10 protein-coding genes, 1 tRNA gene and 1 pseudogene are annotated in these 19,296 nt (G+C 30.7%); 8 read left to right on the plus strand and 4 right to left on the minus strand.

The window, feature by feature from the left end:
- Positions 1–215: pseudogene (locus P690_RS0101835) on the minus strand (IS256 family transposase); the annotation flags it as partial.
- A 178-nt stretch (positions 216–393) separates the two neighbouring features.
- Here P690_RS0101835 and P690_RS0101840 point away from each other — a divergent pair.
- From P690_RS0101840 to rpsU, 3 genes are read left to right on the plus strand one after another with little or no spacing between them, the layout of a single operon-like run.
- Positions 394–2,160, plus strand: a complete 1,767-nt coding sequence (locus tag P690_RS0101840; RefSeq protein ID WP_027122097.1) for an APC family permease — start codon at positions 394–396, stop codon at positions 2,158–2,160.
- 56 nt (positions 2,161–2,216) lie between these two features.
- Positions 2,217–3,263 carry a DUF5454 family protein gene (locus tag P690_RS0101845; RefSeq protein WP_027122098.1) on the plus strand — a complete coding sequence of 349 codons (1,047 nt, stop codon included), beginning with the start codon at positions 2,217–2,219 and terminating at the stop codon, positions 3,261–3,263.
- A 46-nt stretch (positions 3,264–3,309) separates the two neighbouring features.
- On the plus strand, positions 3,310–3,492 hold the full coding sequence (gene rpsU / locus P690_RS0101850; protein ID WP_011113556.1) for a 30S ribosomal protein S21: 183 nt from the start codon (positions 3,310–3,312) through the stop codon (positions 3,490–3,492).
- A gap of 143 nt (positions 3,493–3,635) precedes the next feature.
- On the opposite strand, the gene P690_RS0101855 is transcribed toward rpsU, so the two are convergent.
- Positions 3,636–3,712, minus strand: a tRNA-His gene (locus tag P690_RS0101855).
- 150 nt (positions 3,713–3,862) lie between these two features.
- On the opposite strand from P690_RS0101855, the gene P690_RS0101860 reads away from it, so the two are divergent.
- Positions 3,863–6,541 (plus strand): hypothetical protein, encoded by a 2,679-nt coding sequence (locus tag P690_RS0101860; RefSeq protein WP_245576665.1) that lies wholly within the window; start codon positions 3,863–3,865, stop codon positions 6,539–6,541.
- Here the strand turns inward: P690_RS0101860 and trmB are convergent, their stop codons facing one another.
- Both trmB and P690_RS0101870 read right to left on the minus strand, forming a co-directional pair.
- The gene (gene trmB, locus P690_RS0101865; protein ID WP_027122100.1) at positions 6,542–7,183 is read right to left on the minus strand and encodes a tRNA (guanosine(46)-N7)-methyltransferase TrmB; all 642 of its coding nucleotides are present in this window, start codon (positions 7,181–7,183) and stop codon (positions 6,542–6,544) included.
- 5 nt (positions 7,184–7,188) lie between these two features.
- Positions 7,189–7,680 (minus strand): tRNA (cytidine(34)-2'-O)-methyltransferase, encoded by a 492-nt coding sequence (locus tag P690_RS0101870; RefSeq protein WP_027122101.1) that lies wholly within the window; start codon positions 7,678–7,680, stop codon positions 7,189–7,191.
- 72 nt (positions 7,681–7,752) lie between these two features.
- Between P690_RS0101870 and ileS the strand changes: the two genes are divergently transcribed.
- The 4 genes from ileS (at position 7,753) to hmw2 (ending at position 19,296) form a co-directional block, all read left to right on the plus strand.
- Positions 7,753–10,449 (plus strand): isoleucine--tRNA ligase, encoded by a 2,697-nt coding sequence (ileS, locus tag P690_RS0101875; RefSeq protein WP_027122102.1) that lies wholly within the window; start codon positions 7,753–7,755, stop codon positions 10,447–10,449.
- Positions 10,450–10,962 (plus strand): flavodoxin domain-containing protein, encoded by a 513-nt coding sequence (locus tag P690_RS0101880; RefSeq protein WP_027122103.1) that lies wholly within the window; start codon positions 10,450–10,452, stop codon positions 10,960–10,962.
- 157 nt (positions 10,963–11,119) lie between these two features.
- Positions 11,120–13,492 (plus strand): fibronectin-binding protein, encoded by a 2,373-nt coding sequence (locus P690_RS0101885; protein WP_027122104.1) that lies wholly within the window; start codon positions 11,120–11,122, stop codon positions 13,490–13,492.
- 26 nt (positions 13,493–13,518) lie between these two features.
- Positions 13,519–19,296, plus strand: a complete 5,778-nt coding sequence (gene hmw2, locus P690_RS0101890) for a terminal organelle tip protein HMW2 (protein ID WP_027122105.1) — start codon at positions 13,519–13,521, stop codon at positions 19,294–19,296.

Raw genomic sequence — 19,296 nt, forward strand, 5'->3', positions numbered from 1 at the left:
GATCCGTTTTGATACACGTTTTCATCATTATCAGCATTTTCTCTCAATAATTCTAGTTTGCCAACGTGTTCACCATCAACCAGAGCCTGTAAAACAGGCTTAGCAATATAATCAGTGATGTTTAATAGTTGCTTTCCGCTATTAGGACCAAATTGTTTTACAAATTCAACGATTAATTTTTGAATCTGTTTCATTTGTTCGTCTTTTGAATTCATTTTTGTTTACCGTTTATAAAATTATATTAACCTTTCTTTTTTGAGTTAATTAATTGTTTTACACAAAATTGAATTCGGTGCCTCAAAAAAATAAATAATTGTTTGTTTTTTTTTATAAAATAAAAAAGTATAAATTTTTACTATTTATTAATAAAAATTGAATGTACAAAATTTTATTATGATAAGACTCAAGAAAAACAAAAACAAAATTGGGTTATTCGCTTCGCTATCAATGATGATTGGAGCAGTGATCGGTGTCGGTATTTTTGTTAAGAATATCGGAGTGTTTCGAGAAACCGGAAATGATCCAACTTTAATTATTGCTGCGTGAGTAATTAGTGCGATTATTACGCTATTATTAGCATTATCATTTATTGAAGTAACGACAACTGGAAGTTCTAAATTTGGGGTTTCTGGTTATTGTGATATCAGTTTAGGTAAAAAAGCAGGACGCTTCTTCAAGATTTCTCAATCACACTTTTATAACGGAATCATTGGAGTGGTGTTATTCATGTATGCTGGTGAATTGTTTTTATTCATGGTTGACTCAAACGGCACCATGGGATTGTTAAACGATTTTAATAATAAATCACCGCGAGCATCAATCTTAATGACAATTGGGATTGCATTTGTCTTCTTTTTAATTTTCTTCGCGATTAATTCATTATCATTAACCGCATCAAAAGCTTTTCAATCAACTAGTGTAATTATCAAGTTTTTACCAATTCTGATTGTTACAATCGTAGGAATTATTGCTGGTGCTAATAACTACAATCAATCTTTATTAAACCAATCAAGTGCTGCTGCTCAAGCTGCTAACAAATTGGGCAACAGTCAATCAATTACGACAATCTTAGTAGTTTTACCTTCAATCTTATTTTCTTTTGACTCATTCTTAGGATTTACTTCAATTCAAGATAAGATGGCTAAACCGCAAAAATACACTAAGATCATCTTATCTTTTGGTGTTATTACAGTTTCTGTTGCATATATCTTGATCACATTAGGAATGATTTTTTTAGGTAACGGTTTTGCTGTTTCAAGTATTAACGAAAACTTATTAACTACTGTATTTAAGGTTGATGCTGAAAGAGCTAAAACAATTTCTTATGCATTTAGAATTATCTTTAACATCTTCTTATTAATTTCAATTCTTGGGGTAGCTAATGCGTTTATGCTAGTAACTATCTCAAACCATCAGGGACTTGTTAATGATGATTTAATCTTTGGTTCTAAATGATTGAAACGTACACTTAATGGGAAGTTCAATACTGTATCTGAACAAGATAGACTATACAACTTCAAAAGCCAAATTATGGGTATAATATCTTACCTATTTATTGTGGTCATCTTTGGAACGATAATTGCAGCGATTAGTATTGGGATGGGAAATGATCGAATCGCTGATGGTATTACCAATTTCCCAACACTATTTTTCTTTATTGTTTATGCATTAATTCCGTTTGCAATCTTTATCAAACGTATGAAGGTAATGTTTAAAAATAAGGATAAACAATTAACTTCTGAAGAGAAAAAAGAATTAAGATTATTAGCTAAAACCCAAACACTTGATGGCAAGCAACAAGCTAGATTAAATGAATTAAAACAAAAAGAAGCTGATTACATTGAGTTGTTTAAATTAACAAAAGAACACAAGATAACTAAGTTCTTTATGTTTATAGCTCCGGTTGCTTCAATCTTGGTATTCATAACTTTTGCATACCAAGGTATCTGAGTGTTTTTAATTAATCCAATTATTACTTCAGTTAAAGATCCATTAAGTATTACAGGTGCTTGAGGTGGATTTATTGAAGCTGATAAAACGATAGCAGGTAAAGGTTTACCGACTTACATGTTAACTGTTATTTACTTTGGTTTATTAGGTTTATTCTTATTTATTCCTTGAATTAACTCAGTTTTAAAGAAGCGTTATCCTAACGTTTAATCGTTAAGTTGAACAGTCAATTTGAAGATTTAGCTTTAGTATAATTATTAAAGAGTATGAGTGATAAGATCGATCAAAACTTAACCAATAGAAGTTCATCATTTGATAAACTTTCTAAGTGAGAAGCGTTTCTAGAAGGGTATAAGAACTTCTATGGTTTTGATTTTGAATGATCAAAATACATCAAGGATTGTAAACTTTATTATGGATACTTTAATATCCATAACTTCATTAAAACTTACGGAAAAGAATGTGAAGAAGACTTTAAAAAGTTTAAGCAATCAATAGCTTTAAAAAAGCAAGAAGAAATTAATAAAGAACAGATCGAACAAGAGATTTCAAAAGATCTGTTTAGTGTTTATGATCAGTTGTTTTATGCTGATAGCTTAAGAAGTCGTTTATTAATTAATATTCTTAACCCCACAAACAGTTATGATAAGAAAGAGCTGAAACGTTCTTGAAAAAATGCTAAGGCTCAAGGTTATACTAAAGCCGAATGAATGAAGATGCTTCTAAACATTCCTTTCAAAAAGGGTGAAGAAGATCCTAACGATTATCAATACGATCTTGATCGGGTTTACAAAATACTTGACCAGATCAAAGAACTTAAGAAAAATTATCTAAATAAACAGATAAAAGAAAAGGCTGATCGTTTTTCAACAACAAAGATTAACGATTTTCAAGAAGATATTAATGAAGCATCTTTAGTAGTTGATTTCCACAATGATTTTGCTACTAAACTAACTCCCAAAAAAGATGCTACACTTTCAGAAAAGGATTATGAAAACTACCAACAAGTAGTTAATAATTATCAGGTTAGCAATAATAAGCAAACAGAATTACAACCAAGAACTAAAAAAGAGTTTGCTACACTAAATCCTTTTAACGAACAACAAGAGATTGATAAACGAATTCAAAGAAAGTTTGATGAAAAAATCAATGAGATGAAATTAACCTCTTCGATGCTAGATTCAGAATTTAAAAAAGCTGAGCAAATTCGTAGACAAAACGAACTAGAATACCAGAAAAATAAAGAAGCTAGAGAGAATCTAACTAAAGAAATTGAAAATATTAATCAATCTTATACACATAAAAAAAGATAATATCTTATAATATACAAGTGAAAATTTTAGAAAAGGAGGTAATTTTGTGCCAAAAATCGAAGTAAAAGACGGAGATCTTGAATTAGCATTACGTAAATTTAAACGCGTTGCTAGCGAAACTAAGAGATCATTCCTTAAACACGAATACCACCTTAGAAAAGGCGTTAAAAGACGAGAAAAAGAAAAAGCAGCTCGTAAACGTTTACAAAAAAAACACCGAATGTACTAGTCTTTTAACCAATTAAGAAAATATAGAAAAGTTATAGCATTGCTATAACTTTTTTTATTAAATATTAGGCAAATTTATATACGAAATAAAAAATAGGGAATTCAGCATTCCCTATCGTATTTATATGAAGTTTTATATTTTAATGGGGCGATTGACGGGATTTGAACCCGTGCATGCCTGATTCACAGTCAGGTGCGTTAAACCGCTTCGCCACAACCGCCATAATCACGAAACATATTATACTACATAATATTTTTATCACACTAGAAATCTGCATTTTATCTATCTTATGTTTATTTTGTATATGTACAAGAATAAACTTAAATGTTATAATTAATAAATACAAAATATAAGTTAACTATTTCTGGATATGAAATTATTTAAAAAAGTTCTTTTTGGTGCTAGTTTATTCGGTGTTGGAGTCGGTTCAATCATGAGTGGACTATACTTCTATCAAAGAGATATAAGTATTGATAAAATATCACCAGTTGAACGACAAAGCAATGAGGTTATGTCAGAAGAAAGTAACCTAAATGGTTATGATCCTAACAACCCTGATGCTTTTTTAAGAAGCAATATTTCTTTTAATAATCGTAATTTCTGCGACGAAAAGCAAGCTGCTTCTTATTACTTATCAGTAGCAAATAATTTTGTTGACCGCAAATTGATGATTGGTGAGAATATTCAAAAAGACCAAGTGACTGGTGAAATCATCAACACAGATGGTCTTAAATCAATTACAGACCCATCATTTGCAGCTAATAACTACAAGCCAGCTTACTTATTAGAAGATAACAAATACACTTCAGTTCAATCTGAAGCTGCGCTTCAAAGAATTAAAGCTCCTGAAAAATACATTAAGAGTGCTAACGGATTAATCTACACTCAAAGTGAAGCTAACAATATCCCAACTACTACAACGCAACCAACTAATGCGCAAAAACAAGCTTCAATCGATGAACAATTAAACCGATTGTTTAAAGATGTTTACTATTACCAGTTTGAAAACGTAACTGGTAATGGTCCAGCAGTTATTGATGTTAACCCACTTAACTTAATTGATATCCTAAGAGTTAAGAATTTAGCAATCGATTCATTAAACTTAGATAATAGTCCGTTCGATATTAAGTTATATGAATTAAATAGTGATAAAAGCCAATACAGCAAGGTTGATAACACTGCTTTATACAATAAGCAAACAATTTCTGATATTGGTAACCGCATCTACACAATTATTAATAACTTCTTAATGAATGGTTTATATATCAACGTTAAGGGTACAATTAATAATAACAACAAACCGTTTACAATCTGATATGGTATTCCATACCTATCAATTAGTAAAACTTCTTCAGTTGAATACCGATTACCAGCTTATCTAAGATCTGATACAGAAAATATCAATAAGTATCATGCGTTTTCTAATATCAATTCATTTATTGATAGTATTCAAGCGTTTACAGATCCAGGCACATTTAGAAAACAATTTTCATCATTAACACCGATTCGCACAGCTTTCAACAAAGTTGTAGCTAATAATTATAACCTTAACTATGATGTAGCTAAAGCTAATGGTTTATTCAACGGTTTCCAAGACAACACAATTCGTGCTACTGTTCATGGTGATGGAAATGGTATCGGTTGATCAGGTGATGTTCAAGGTAATAACAACGTAGGGATCTATACTAATCCAAGAGCTAAGTTTGTTGATATGTCAATTAGTCTTAACGTAAGTCAAAATGGAATTCAAAGTTACCGTGTTCCAGCTGATTTAGTTAACCAATTAAGATCACAATTAAAAGCAGCTATCCCATCTGAAAGCACACAGAAAGAACAGTTAATTAACCAATTAGTATCTGCAGCACAATCAGTGCTAACTAAAAAGATTTTTGATGGCTTTGATATCAGTTCAAACACTTCACGTGATGATATTAAAACTTACATGAGTTCAGTTATTCTTAACCAACTAAACTTACAATTAGCATCAGCACTAATACAATCAGGTCAAGCTATTAATGTTAATGCACAAAATGCGTTACAAAATTTAGTAAACAATTTATTTTCGCTAAATGAAACCCTAAACTCTAAAGATAAGATGTTTGTAATCCAATACAACAATCAACCGTTGTTCTCACTAAACATCTTAAGTGATGAAAACTTGAAGAGTTTATTTATGGACAGATATAATGCTGATCCAAATAGTAGCGCGATCAATGTTTTAGCGCAAACACTAAAAGAATATAAAAAGCAATTCCCTAACCGTGTTAATACATTATTAGTTAATGTATCTAACTCTGTAAGTTATGATCCTGCTAAAAAACAAGTTACATTAAAACCTCTTAATGATAACAACTTATTTGTTAAGTATAATAGTCAAAACTTTAGTTTAAGTAATTTATACCAACAATTAGGTTTACAACAAATTAGTCGAGGTATTCGTATCTTAAATGATCGTGGTGATACATCTAATAGTGATGTTAACCCTGATGGAATTATTGGACCAATTAGCACAACATTATTTAATTCAGATAATAATGCCAACATGCAACATCTAGTTAACGTTTATGATGTAATGTTAGCTTGAAAAAAAGATGGAACAATTAAACAAACACGATTAGCCAAGATCTTTAACCAAACTGTTAACCCTTCTGTAAGCAATACTAAATTAATTAAATACCGCAGTGAGATCAAGCCTGAGATCGCTTCAGTTACCCAAGAATCTAAAGATGTTTTAGTTTTAAGAAACTGATTAGGTGATATCATCTATGAAGGTACTTATGATAAAGCTAACTGACCAAGTGATGAAGAGATTAAAAACATCACAGCAACAGCAGCTAGCACGATGACGATTAACCCTTCAACAAGATTCTTATACGAAAACGATAAGTTAACACAAGTAGCTAACCTTAACTTAATTTATGAAATTCGCCTAAAGAACACAACCAAATTATTTGATAGTTATAAAGATGCATTTAACTACATCTGAAGAGTAATCAAAGTTAGTGCAGTTAAAATTAATAATCAACCAACTAATACCAACAATAATTAATTAGATAAACTTAAATACAACCTTATTAATATTTTTATTCAAGTTAATAAAGCGTTGCTCGTATTCGGTAATTACATTATCTTTTAATAGATCATCGTTTATATCAAGACTGTGCAAGTCAAACGTATAAGCGATGATTTTTATTTTTTCAACACTTTGAATCATTTCAAGTGCATAAGCAAATAAAGCATCATTATCAGTTTTGAATTCGATAATGCCGTCAGGTTTGAGAATTCTTTGATATTTACTTAAAAAATTAATATCAACAAGACGCTTTTTAGCATGACGCTTTTTTGGTCATGGGTCTGAAAAATTTAGATAAATTTTATCAAATGATTGGTTAGCTATCTCATGATCAATCAATGCAAAATCACCGTTGATAATATATAAATTTGTTAATTGTTCAAGTTGTTCACATTTATTGATCATCTTTAAGATCACAGTAGCGTTTTTTTCAATTCCGAAGTAGTTCACTTCACGATTGTTTAACGCTTTTTGGTAAATAAATCCTCCTTTACCTGAACCGATCTCCAAAACGTTGTTTTGATTGGAATCTAATTTAACTTTTAACTGATCAATACTAATAATGTTTTTGGCTTTGTTGATCTTTAAATGAGCATCTTTGATATTTCTAATTCGCATAAATTTTATTCAATGTTCTTAAATTCGTTTTGTCGACTCAGTTCATATAAAGCACAGATGACACTATTAGCAAGATTGAAACTTCTAATCGCATTGTGCATGGGAATTTTGACTAAATTATCTTTATATTTGGTCAACAAATCATTAGGTAAACCATTTGTTTCTTCACCAAAAATTAAATAAACAGCTTTATTATGATCCAAATATTCTTTAAAATTAATATCTGATAAATAGTTATCAGCTTTTTTAGTAAATAAAAACAAATTGTCATCAATCTGATTTTGCTTAATGAATTCATCAAAATCAGCATATTGTTTTAATTTTAGATTATCTCAATAATCTAAACCAGCTCGTTTAAACCGTTCATCCGTTATAAAAAAACCAAACGGATGAATCATATGTAAGGTAGCGTTAAAACCAACACAACTTCTTGCTATATTACCAGCATTTCTTGGGTCTTGTGGCTGATATAAAACAACATTAATTTTAGATGACATGACGATATAATTTTAATTATTTAAAATAAAAGTGCTTTTTATTTTTAAAATAAAATAAGTCAAAACCTGGTTATGAATAAAAATTATAAAGATACATTATTAATGCCATCAACAACTTTTGAAATGAAGGCAAATTTAGCGACTAAAGAAAGTAAGATCCAACAAAAGTGGTTAGATGATAAGATCTACCAACTAAGATTAGAAAAAAACAAGAACAACATCCAAAAGATTTTACATGACGGACCACCTTATGCTAATGGTGATATTCATGTTGGTCACACAATGAACAAAATTCTAAAAGATGTGATCGTAAGAAGATGATTAATGCAAGGGTATTACAGTCCGTTTATCTTAGGGTGAGATACGCACGGTTTGCCGATTGAACATGCAGTGCAATCTAAATTAGGTCAAAAGGAGTTTTTCAAATTATCAGTACTAGAACGTATTGAAGTTTGTCGTGATTTTGCTTTTAACCAGGTGCAAAAGCAAAAAGAACAGTTTGCCAGTCTTGGGTTGGTAACTGATTTTAAAGTTTGTTATCACACATACGATAAGCAATACGAAGTTGATCAATTAAAGGTGTTTGCTAAAATGATCAACGAAGGTTTGGTATACCAAGATTACAAACCAATTTATTGATCTTGATCATCTAAATCAGTTTTATCAGATGCCGAGATCGAATACAAAGAAACAAAAAGTCCAAGTATTTACGTATCTTTTAAAACATTAGATAACGATCTTGTTGGCAAAGATGTTAATTTGGTGATTTGGACAACCACACCTTGGACTTTACCATCAAATTTAGCGATCTCAGTTCATCCAGAACTAGAATACACCTTATTTGAAGTTAATAATAATAATAAGTATTTAGTAGGTGCTAACTTATTTGATCAATTAGTTGAAAAATTTAAGTTTAATAACCCAAAAATTATTAAGAAACTTAAAGGTAACTTATTAGATAAGATTAAATACCAACACTGTTTATATGAAAACAAAACAGGTATTGTTGTTCTAGGCGAACACGTAAGTGATTCTGATGGTACAGGTTTAGTTCATACAGCACCAGGGTTTGGTCTTGATGACTTTTTAGTATGTAAGAAGTATGGAATTGATGCTTATGTACCAATCAACGACGATGGTTGTTTTGATCAAACAGTACATGATAAACAACTTGTAGGGGTATTTTATGATGATGCTAACAAGATCATTACCAAGCAACTTGAAGCAAAAAATTCTTTACTATCATTTGGTTTTATCAATCACCAAGCAGCTCATGACTGAAGATCAAAAAAACCAGTTATTTATCGTGCTACAAAGCAGTGATTCATTAATATTAAATCAATAAAAGATCAGTTAATAAAAAATATTAATAACGTTAAATATCCAAACGATCGTTATGCTAAAAGAATGTTAAATATGGTGGCTGAACGTTCAGACTGATGCATTTCACGTCAAAGAACTTGAGGATTACCAATTCCAATTATCTTTGATGATAACCACGAACCAATTCTTGATAAAGAATTAATTGACAACACGATTAGAATTATGGAAGCTGAAGGCGTTAAAGCTTGATACGAACATGATGCTAAGTATTTTTTAACTAATAAATATGATCCAAGAAAAGAATATTATAAGGAAACTGATATTCTTGATGTGTGGTTTGATTCTGGTACATCATTTAATGTTTTAAAAGAAAACGGCATTAATACCAAAGCAACAATCTACTTTGAGGGTAATGATCAGTATCGTGGTTGATTCAACTCTAGTATGATTTGTGCGACAGTTTTAAATAAAACTGCTCCTTATCAAGAATTAGTTTCACATGGATTTACTCTTGATGAAAAGGGTATGAAAATGTCAAAATCACAGGGTAATGTGATTAATCCTTTAACGATCATTAAAAACAAAGGTGCTGACATTTTAAGACTGTGAGCGGCATCAATTGATTATTCAAACGATCACAGAATTGGTAATCAAATAATTGATCAAAATAGTGAAATTTACCGTAAAATTCGTAATAGTTTATTTAGATTTATCTTAGGAAATCTAAATGATTTTGATTTTAAACCATTAGGCGAATATCAACTAAGCTTAGCTGATTTACTTACAATTAATCATGTGAATAAATCGTTTAAAAAGATCGATCAAGCTTATCTAAATTATGACTATTTAGATATTACTAAAGAACTAAATCAAATGGTTGTTGAACTATCAGCTTGATACTTTGAATTAATCAAAGACAGCTTATACTGTAATAGCAAAAATGATTCAACTAGAAAAGCAATTCAAGCTACACTAAACTACATCTTTATTAATGCACTATTTAGAATTGCGCCAATTTTAGTACATACTTGTGAAGAAGCTTATTCACACTACCAAGTCCCTAATAAAGAAAAATCGGTTTATCTAATTGATCAACCACAATTGTTTGAAATTAAATCTGATTTAGATCTTGAAAGTTTAGCAAACCAATTTAATAAACTAAAAGATGATGTTTATGCTCAAATTGAAAAATTAAGAAAAGACAAAGTGATTGCTAAATCAAATGAAGTGGTAGTTTATCTATCAAAACAATATTTAGATATAAACAAACATTTAGTTAAATCATTAAAATCTTGGTTAAATGTTGCTGAAGTTTATTTCACCAAAAATGATGAAATTACCGTAGAAAAAACTGATTTTAATAAATGTTTAAGATGCTGAAATTACTTTAAAGAATTAAGTAAAACCAACAACGAGATCTGTGATCGCTGTAGTAAATTAGTTTAGATGAAAAAGATTGTGATTGTTTATGGCACTAATCTTGGAACAACGGAATTAATTGCCAAAAAAATTGAAGCAGAGATTAAATATCCAACAACATTAATCGATGTTACTAAAACCAACGTGGATTTCATCAACGAATTTGATGTGATCATTTTTGGCACATCTACTTGGGGAACGGGTGATATCTTAGATGTTTGGTTAGAATTTGATTTCAAACGTCTTGAAGTAGAAAACAAAACATTCTTACTATTTGGTTGTGGTGATTGCCAAACTTATCCTTACACTTTTTGCGATGGAATGGGACGTTTGTTTGAGATCTTAAATCGTAAGAAAGCTCACATTATTGGTGCAACTGATATTAAAGAATACGAATACGATTTCGAAGAGTCAAGAGCGCTTTATAAAAACAAAGTGGTTGGTTTAATGATTGATCAAGATTCTCAACCTGAAAAAACTGATTTTCGGATCAAAAAATGAACTACTTGAATTAACGAAAATTTAGGCAGAATATTATAATTGCTATTTGCTTTTATTTAGGTAATATCAAACTTTATTTTGTTATAATATTTTATGATAATGGACACAACTCTGATTTTTCATTATTTCAGAGGCTTTTACCATATATCTAGAATATTATTTTTATTACACTTAAAATTGCAATTGGCAAAATATAATGGATAACAATCAAAACAATTTTAATCAACCTGGACAAGAAGGATTTGATCAATACCAACAACAACAATCAGGCGGACTAGTATCATATGGATATGATGCTAACGGTAACCCTGTAAGTGACCCTTCATTAGCAGTTTACGATGCTAATGGAATGATGATCAATCAAAATCAATATGATCAAAACCAACAACAAGAATACGATCAATACGGTAATCCAGTAGGCATGTTACCTGTTGGAAATGATCAATACGATCCAAACCAAATGCAATATGATGAGTATGGTAATCCAGTAGGTATGTTGCCTGGTGGAAATGATCAATACGATCCAAACCAAATGCAATACGACGAGTATGGTAATCCTGTTGGTATGTTACCTGGTGGAAATGATCAATACGACCCAAACCAAATGCAATACGACGAGTATGGTAATCCTGTTGGTATGTTACCTGGTGGAAATGATCAATACGATCAAGGATATGATCAAAACCAAGGTGAATATGATCAATACAACCAAGATCAACAATGAGATAATTATGATCAAGCTAATAACCAATTAGCGGTTGTTGATTCTAATTATGAAGAAAAACAACAAGTTGAAGCGGATGAAGAACCTACTCACGAAAAGGATCTAAGAGATTTCTTAAACAGCAACAGTGGTACAGAATTAGTTTCTTATTACGATGAAGAAGATGAAGTAAAATCACGTAGTAAGAAAAAACAAGCTCAAGCGCCTCAAACAAGAGGGTTATTACCTGAACTTGCAACAGTTAACCAACCTGACCAAACACCAATCACACCTCATCTAGAAGCGAAACCGACTTATGATGAAAGCGAAGAGTTAGGATCAGATGATGATATTAATTTAAGTCAGGGTGAGTTAGTTAACCAAGATGAAGAAGAAGGTGTAATCAATATTCCGTTTGAAGATATCGAATCTGCATTATTACCTAAGTTTGAAGAAATTAGAAAAAATAACCTTCAAGAGATTGAGAAATTTAAGTTAGAGGCTGCTGAGAATTTTAAGATGTTACAACGTGCAAATGAAGAACTAAAATCTAGTAACGATCAATTAAAATCAACAAACGAACAATTAAGATCATCTAATGAATCATTAGAAGATTCAAACAAACGTATTGAAACTCAATTACAAACATTACTAGAAAGCATCAATGAAATGAGAACTAAAACTCACCAACCAAGTGAAGAAGAAGTGAGTTCTAGATCTAAATTAGAAAAACGTCTAGAAGAGTTAGCAGAAAAACTAGATCAAACTAAAGAAATTATTGATGAAAGCAAGGAAAATTCAAAAGAAACAAAACAAACTTTTGAACAATCAAACCATCAGTTAATTGATAGCTTTGAAAAGAAGATCCAATTATTAACTGAAAAATTAAACCAAACTCAAGAATCGTTCAATTACAGTCAAAAAGCTAAGCAAGAACAAGACAAAGAGTTTGCTCAAAAGATTGAAAAAATTATCGAACAAACTAAACAAGCAAACGATTCACTACAAAACCACGTAAAAGAATCATCACAAAATCTTGAAGGTAAACTTGATAACAAATTTGAAGTATTTGCTGATAAATTAACTGAAATTACTAGCAAGAAGATTAGTGAAAAGATCAACCAACAGCAAGCTGCTAAGAAAGAAGAAATGAGCAACTTACAAAGTTCGTTACAAAATTCTTTACAAAAAGCGTTATCAGAAGTTGTATCTAAAGTTGAAAACTACGCAAACCAATCACAATTGCAATCTCAACACTTAAACCAAACATTGTCTTACCAACAACAACAAATTAACAACTCACTAAGACAATCAGCGCAAATGGCTCAGATGAACCAAATGCCGCCTCAACAAATGATGATGGGAATGAACAATCCTTATGGATTTGCTAACCCTCAAATGATGATGCCACCAGTTCATCAATACCAACAATTACCACCACCTCCAGCACCAGCTCAAGTGGTAAATAATCCATTCCAATTACCAAACGAAAACCCAACATTGTTTGAGAAATTAATGCTGGCTAATATGTTTAAACAAACAATTAACCCACCTCAACCACAAGCATTACCACAACCTCAATCTCAACAATTACCACCTCAAATTCTAGCATTACCACCAACAGTAGTTCAACAACCAAACTACTTAGTTCCTCAACCACCAAGACACAACGATTATTACAGTAATCGTTTAAATGAGCGTATGATGCTAGATGACGCTTACAACACAGGTTATGATGAAGCTGTGTATGAATTAGAAAACCAATACTATCCACCAGCTTATGAATACCCAGAATACGAGGAAATTCAACCTTCATTCAGAAGACGTGGAGGCAGAGCAAAATTCGACCCTTACAATAATCGCTAAAATTAGCTAAGTTGATATAAGTTTACATGAAACTACATTCTAATTCTGACTTTGATGCTGATCAATTGGATGAGCGCACAAATAATGTCTTTCAAGATGTTTATGACACTGGATTTGATGATGGTTATATCAAAGCAAATCAAGAAAATTTAATTGCTAATCAGTATAATAATATTGATAAAGATAGTTATCTAAATGGTAACAATAACTTTTATACTAAAGACGAATTAGAAAAATTAAAAAAACAAAGCATCCAAGTTAATCAAGACATTGATTATTACCAAAAAGCGCAAGCAGAAATCAATAATGAACGTCAACGATTATTACAAGCAATTGATGATTTAGAAGCTAACCAAGATCAGTTTCATCCGCAAGATTTTGAAGATGAAAGACAGTTCTTAATTAATGAACTAGATCGTTTAGATAATGAACTGTATCACATTGAACAATATAAGAATGATTCAATTGATTTTGTTCATAATTTAAATCAACGCTTAAGCAGTGAACAAGCTAAGATCGATTCTTATAATAATACACTTGATAAGAGTATTAGAAAAGACTATATTCAAATCGATCAACTCAAAAATAAATTAGCTGATGAAACTAGTGAATATAATGATCTATTAAATCGTTCAAATGATGAGATTTCAGAGATTGATCGTCAATCTTTAAGATTGCAAAATCTAATCGATGACCGAATTGCTAAACTAAATGATGACTCTTACGGAGTTAGCTTTTTAGATGATGCGACTCGTCAAAAAATTAAAAAAGAGATTGAAGATTTAACTGAACAGCGTAAAAAACTTCAAGGTGCTAAAAAGTTACACTTATACAATTTAAACCTTAAAAAAGAATCGATTCGTAGATACCGTTCACAGTTAGAACAATATCTAAAATCACTTAAGCAGATGCGAAGTGAGCATGATAAAAAACTAAAAGATTATGCTCACAATTTAGACAATCTTAAAAATGAGATTGAAAAAGCTAAGCAGAATTTCAACGATCAGCAATCTAAAATTTTACAATCTAAAGCTAATGCTGATCAGTATTTTGCTCTACGTAAGATCGAATTAGAAAATTCTTATAAGAAAGCTAAAAACGCAATCTTAGAAGCTAATAAAGCTCATGATCGTAATGTTCAAGAAGAACAATTACTTATAAATAAGAACAATAAAACTCAACGTTTATTGAATAAACTAAAAGAAGATTATGATCGTTTAAAGATTGCTAATTTATCATTCGAATCAATGCGCAAGCAATCTCTTGCAGCATTAAATAATCTTCAAGATGAATTAAAACAAAAACATAATATTCTTGAACGTAAAAAACACGAGCAAGATGGAATCGTTAATGAAAAGATTAACGAGCTTGAAAGTTATCGTTCTGATTTAGTTGATCAAAAACTAAAGATCGAACACGAAAAAGAAAACCAAGAAAGACGCTACAAAGCTGCTGAAGCTTCTTTAAATAAAAAACGCCAAGAGATCGATGAACTTTTCTTAGAAGCAAACACCAAGCTAAATGAGGCTGCGCTTAAAGAAAACGATCTTAACAACCAAAAACGTGAGATCTTAGCTAAATTAAGAAATCTTGAACATTTAAAAAGCGAGATTGATCAACGTCGTCGCGATCTTGACCAACGCGAATTAATTGATCAACAAACAATCAGAAAGATTCAACTTGATGTTGAATCTGAACGTGCTGATTTACAACGCATGTTGCTAATCGAACGCAAGAAAAACGATGAACGTCAACAAGAGTTGTTACAGTATGAACGTGATATCAAACGTCAGCAAACTGACTTTGAAAATAATGTTAGTTGAGAACAAAAGAAACTTTCTCAACGCGAAAAAGAACTTAAAGATGGTTATGAACAATTACAACTAAAACAATCTGAAGTTCAAGAAAAGATCGAAGAATTAAATGAAGAGATTAATCGCGCACAAAAAAGCAAACAAAACAATTTAATTCTTGAACAAAAACTAAAGAGTGATCTTGAAAACTTAAATATCTCTAAGAGTTATTTAGATAAACAACAAGAAGAATTAGATCAGAAGTCTGATAAGATGATTGAAGATCTAAAGATTTTTGAACGTGATTTAAAACGCCAAAAAGAAGATCTTTCAATTTATGAAAAGAGCTTACAACAAAAAGAAGCATCATTAATTAGTTTTCAAAACGATGTAACAGTTCAAAAAAATGAAGCGTTCCACAAATCACAAGCGATTCACCAAGAATTAGAGTTAAAAAAAGCTGCGATCGAAAACGAATTAAGAAAGTTAACATCTGAACGCAAAGCAGTTGATGCTGATAAAGAAGAGAATACTAAATTAAAGAAATTCATTGATGAAGAGATCAAAACTTTAGCTAATGAAAGAAAAGAGTTAGAGATCTATCAAAATAACATTGAGAATTTCAAAAATAACTCAGTTGAAAGACTTAATCTTTTAGAATCCGATCTTGTTAAAAAACGTAACGAATTAGAGCAACTTAAAAAAGAGCAACAAACTCAATACAACGAACTGAACTCTAATTTAACTTACGAATTACAAGAACTTGAAGAACAAAAGAAAAAGTTTGCTCAACAAAAACAACAAAAGTTCGAAGAATTACTTGAAGCTAAAAATAACTTAAGCATTAAAGAAAACGAACTAGTTTTATACGCTCAAAAAGTTAATGATCGTTACAACGAACTTAAAGCGATTGAAAAAAATAACAACGCTAAAAGTGAGATGATCGCTGCTAAGCTTGAAGAGTTTAAACATGCTGAGATCGACTATTTAAACCACCAAAACCGAATCAAACAAGAACAGATTAAGTTTGATAATCAAGTAAAGTTATTAGAATCTGAATACAATCAACGTAATGAGTTGTTATTGATTCGCGAAGAGCAGATTAAGCAAAGAAAAGCTGAACAAGAAGCTCAAGAAGAACAGATCAAAAAAGATTTCAGACGTTTACAAGAAGAAAGAAATAACTTTGATGAGCAAAAACGTGATAAGTTCAACAAGATCTCTAATCTTTATTTAGAGATTAAAAAACAACGTGATGAAGTTGAATTAGCACAACGTCAAATTGATAATCAAAAAGAAGAGTTATTTTCAAAAGCGCGTGATGGTCGTTTACAAAAACAAGAGATCGAAGACCGTTTAGGAGTTTTAGAAAAGAGCGAAAAACGCTTTAAGCAAGAAGAAGAATTGCTTGCTAAAAAACGTCTTGATCTAATTGAACGTATCGGTGTATTAAAAGCTGAAATCAACAAAAAACATGAGATCTTATCATTACGTTCAGTTCAGTTAAATGAAAAAGCACGAAAACAAGAAGAAAAAGATGCTGATCTACAACGCAAGTTTGATCGATTAGAGTCTGAAGTTGAACGTTTTAATCAAGATAAGAAAACTGAGTTTGCCAAACTTAAACTTGAACGCGAAAAACTAGCAAAACGCGAAAAAGCAGTTGTTAAGAATATGAACGATATCAATTTAGCTGTGGCTAAATTAGATTTGGTTCGTAAAACTAATAAAGTTGATAAGGCTAAGATTAATGAACGCCTAGCGCTTTTAAATGATCAAAAAGAGAAGATCGATCGCGAAAATGATTTATTGGATGCTAAAAAAACTGAAGTGATTACCCATCTAAGAAAGATGGAGAATGATCTTGAGTTTGAAAAACAAAAAGTTTCATTAGATCGTTCAAATATCGATCGTATCACTTCAGAGCAGCACGCACTTGCACGCGAATTAGAAGCTAAATACCAAACTTTAGAACGAGAAAAACGCAGCTTTTCTCAACGTAAAGAAAATGAACTAAAAGAGATCGATGATTTCTACCAACAAGTTCAACAAAAAGAACGTAGTCTGAACTTTAAGATCGAAGACTTAAAACAACTACGTTATTTACTTGAAAAAGAAAGTTATAACGTCAACGTTAATAAGAAGGATCTAAAGGTTCGTATTGAACACTACCAACGTTTAGAACGTGCGATTAAAAACGAACAGCAAAAATTAAAAAACCAAAAGAATAACTTCTTTAGCAAAGTTGAATTACTAAACGACCAACTAAATAAAAAATCAACTAAGATTGCTTTATTACGTTCTAAGATCTACAACACATACAAACAACAGCAGCAACAAAAACAAATTCTTGTAGAACAAAAACACAAAAACGCCCAACTACGTAAATCATTACTAAAAACTCAGGAAGAATTACACGAACAAAAAGAACGATTTAACGTTACTAAGAAACATGAAGAAAAGAAGCTTAAAGATCAAAAAGATCTAATCCAAAACACTTTAAGTGAAGTGATAAAACAAAAAGATCATATTACAAATATTAAGCAAGAAGTTGATCTAAAACAACAACAACTACACAATTTAGAAAAACTGATTATTAAACAGCGTAGTGATCTTCAAAAAGAATTAGAAAAAAATTCAGAAAATACGTACAAGCTGCAAAAAACTGAACGGTTCTTAGAAGAAAAGAAGCAAAATCTTAGAATCGAATATGATAAAGCCAAAAAGGTTTTATCAACCGCAAAAGCAACAGATCAGCAACTAAAAACTAAACAACAAAAGCTACAAGAGCAATTTAAAAAACTGGTGCAAATCAATAAGAAGATTATTGATGCAAGAAACAACCTACTAAAACAAAGAAACAATATTCAAAAAGAAATTAATAATCATAATATGGCAAACTTCCAAAACCCTTATCCAAACTTTTTCAATATCGCGCCAAATTCTCAAGTAGTGCCAAACCAAGGCGTAATACCAATCCAAGCGCCGCAACTTGTTGGTGTTAGTTATCCAAAACAACCAGGTTTTGATTTCAATAATCCGTTGATGCAAATGCAACAATTAATTAACCAACAACAGATCTTCATGATGCAAAAAGAGCATCAATGAGCATTGCAAGAAGCTCAAAAGAAAAATTCTAAGTTGGTTAAACAATTAAAGCAATTAAAACATCATAAACAATCATTAGCTGATAGTACTTCACAACATATGAATTATCACAACCACCTAAATGCAGATAATTCATATAAGATTAATTCATTACAAAACTTACTAAATAAAGTAGCTAACAACACCCAAAGACGTATCAACCAACTAGAAAATAAGATTGATCTAGATGATGATGCTAACCAACTAAATGAATTAAGTGCAAACTCACAATTACTAGATGAGATTAGAACAGTTTTAACCAATACAACAACTCATTCAAATGCGATTGTGCCAGCAAATTCTTATTCAAAAGAATTAAGAAGTTTATTTGATGAAATTAAGGCTGATTTTAAAAATCAAGCAGCATTATTTAATAACCAAAAAGAACTTTTCACTAATCAGATTAACCAGCTTGCTGAAGCGATCGAACAAGGTCCGATTGAAGTAAGAAAAACTTTAGAATCTCAAGACCAAAAATACCAACATATGTTTGATAACTTCAAAAATGCATACGAAGAAAATATTAGTTTACTAAGAAACGAAAACAACGAAGTGCAAAAGAAGTTAACTGATCTTTATGATGAGATTGCTGCAATTAAAACTAATACTGAAAAGATTAAAAAAGATTCACTAAGACCAGAGATTAAAAATAATCTGAATGATGGTTTGGGTAATTTTACAGCGATTAACAAAGATAAAAAAGAATACGTAGATCGCGCTTTACCAGTTCATCAAAATTTAAGAATTGACCTAAACCAAAATCGTGATCTATCTTATGCTAAAAAAGAACGCATCAACCAATTAGCAAATGAGATTAAAACGATTAAAGAACTAATCGAGAAAAGAAAACAAAGTAACTTATAA

Source organism: Mycoplasma imitans ATCC 51306, from assembly GCF_000518305.1.
Taxonomy (GTDB): Bacteria; Bacillota_I; Bacilli_A; order Mycoplasmatales; family Mycoplasmoidaceae; genus Mycoplasmoides; species Mycoplasmoides imitans.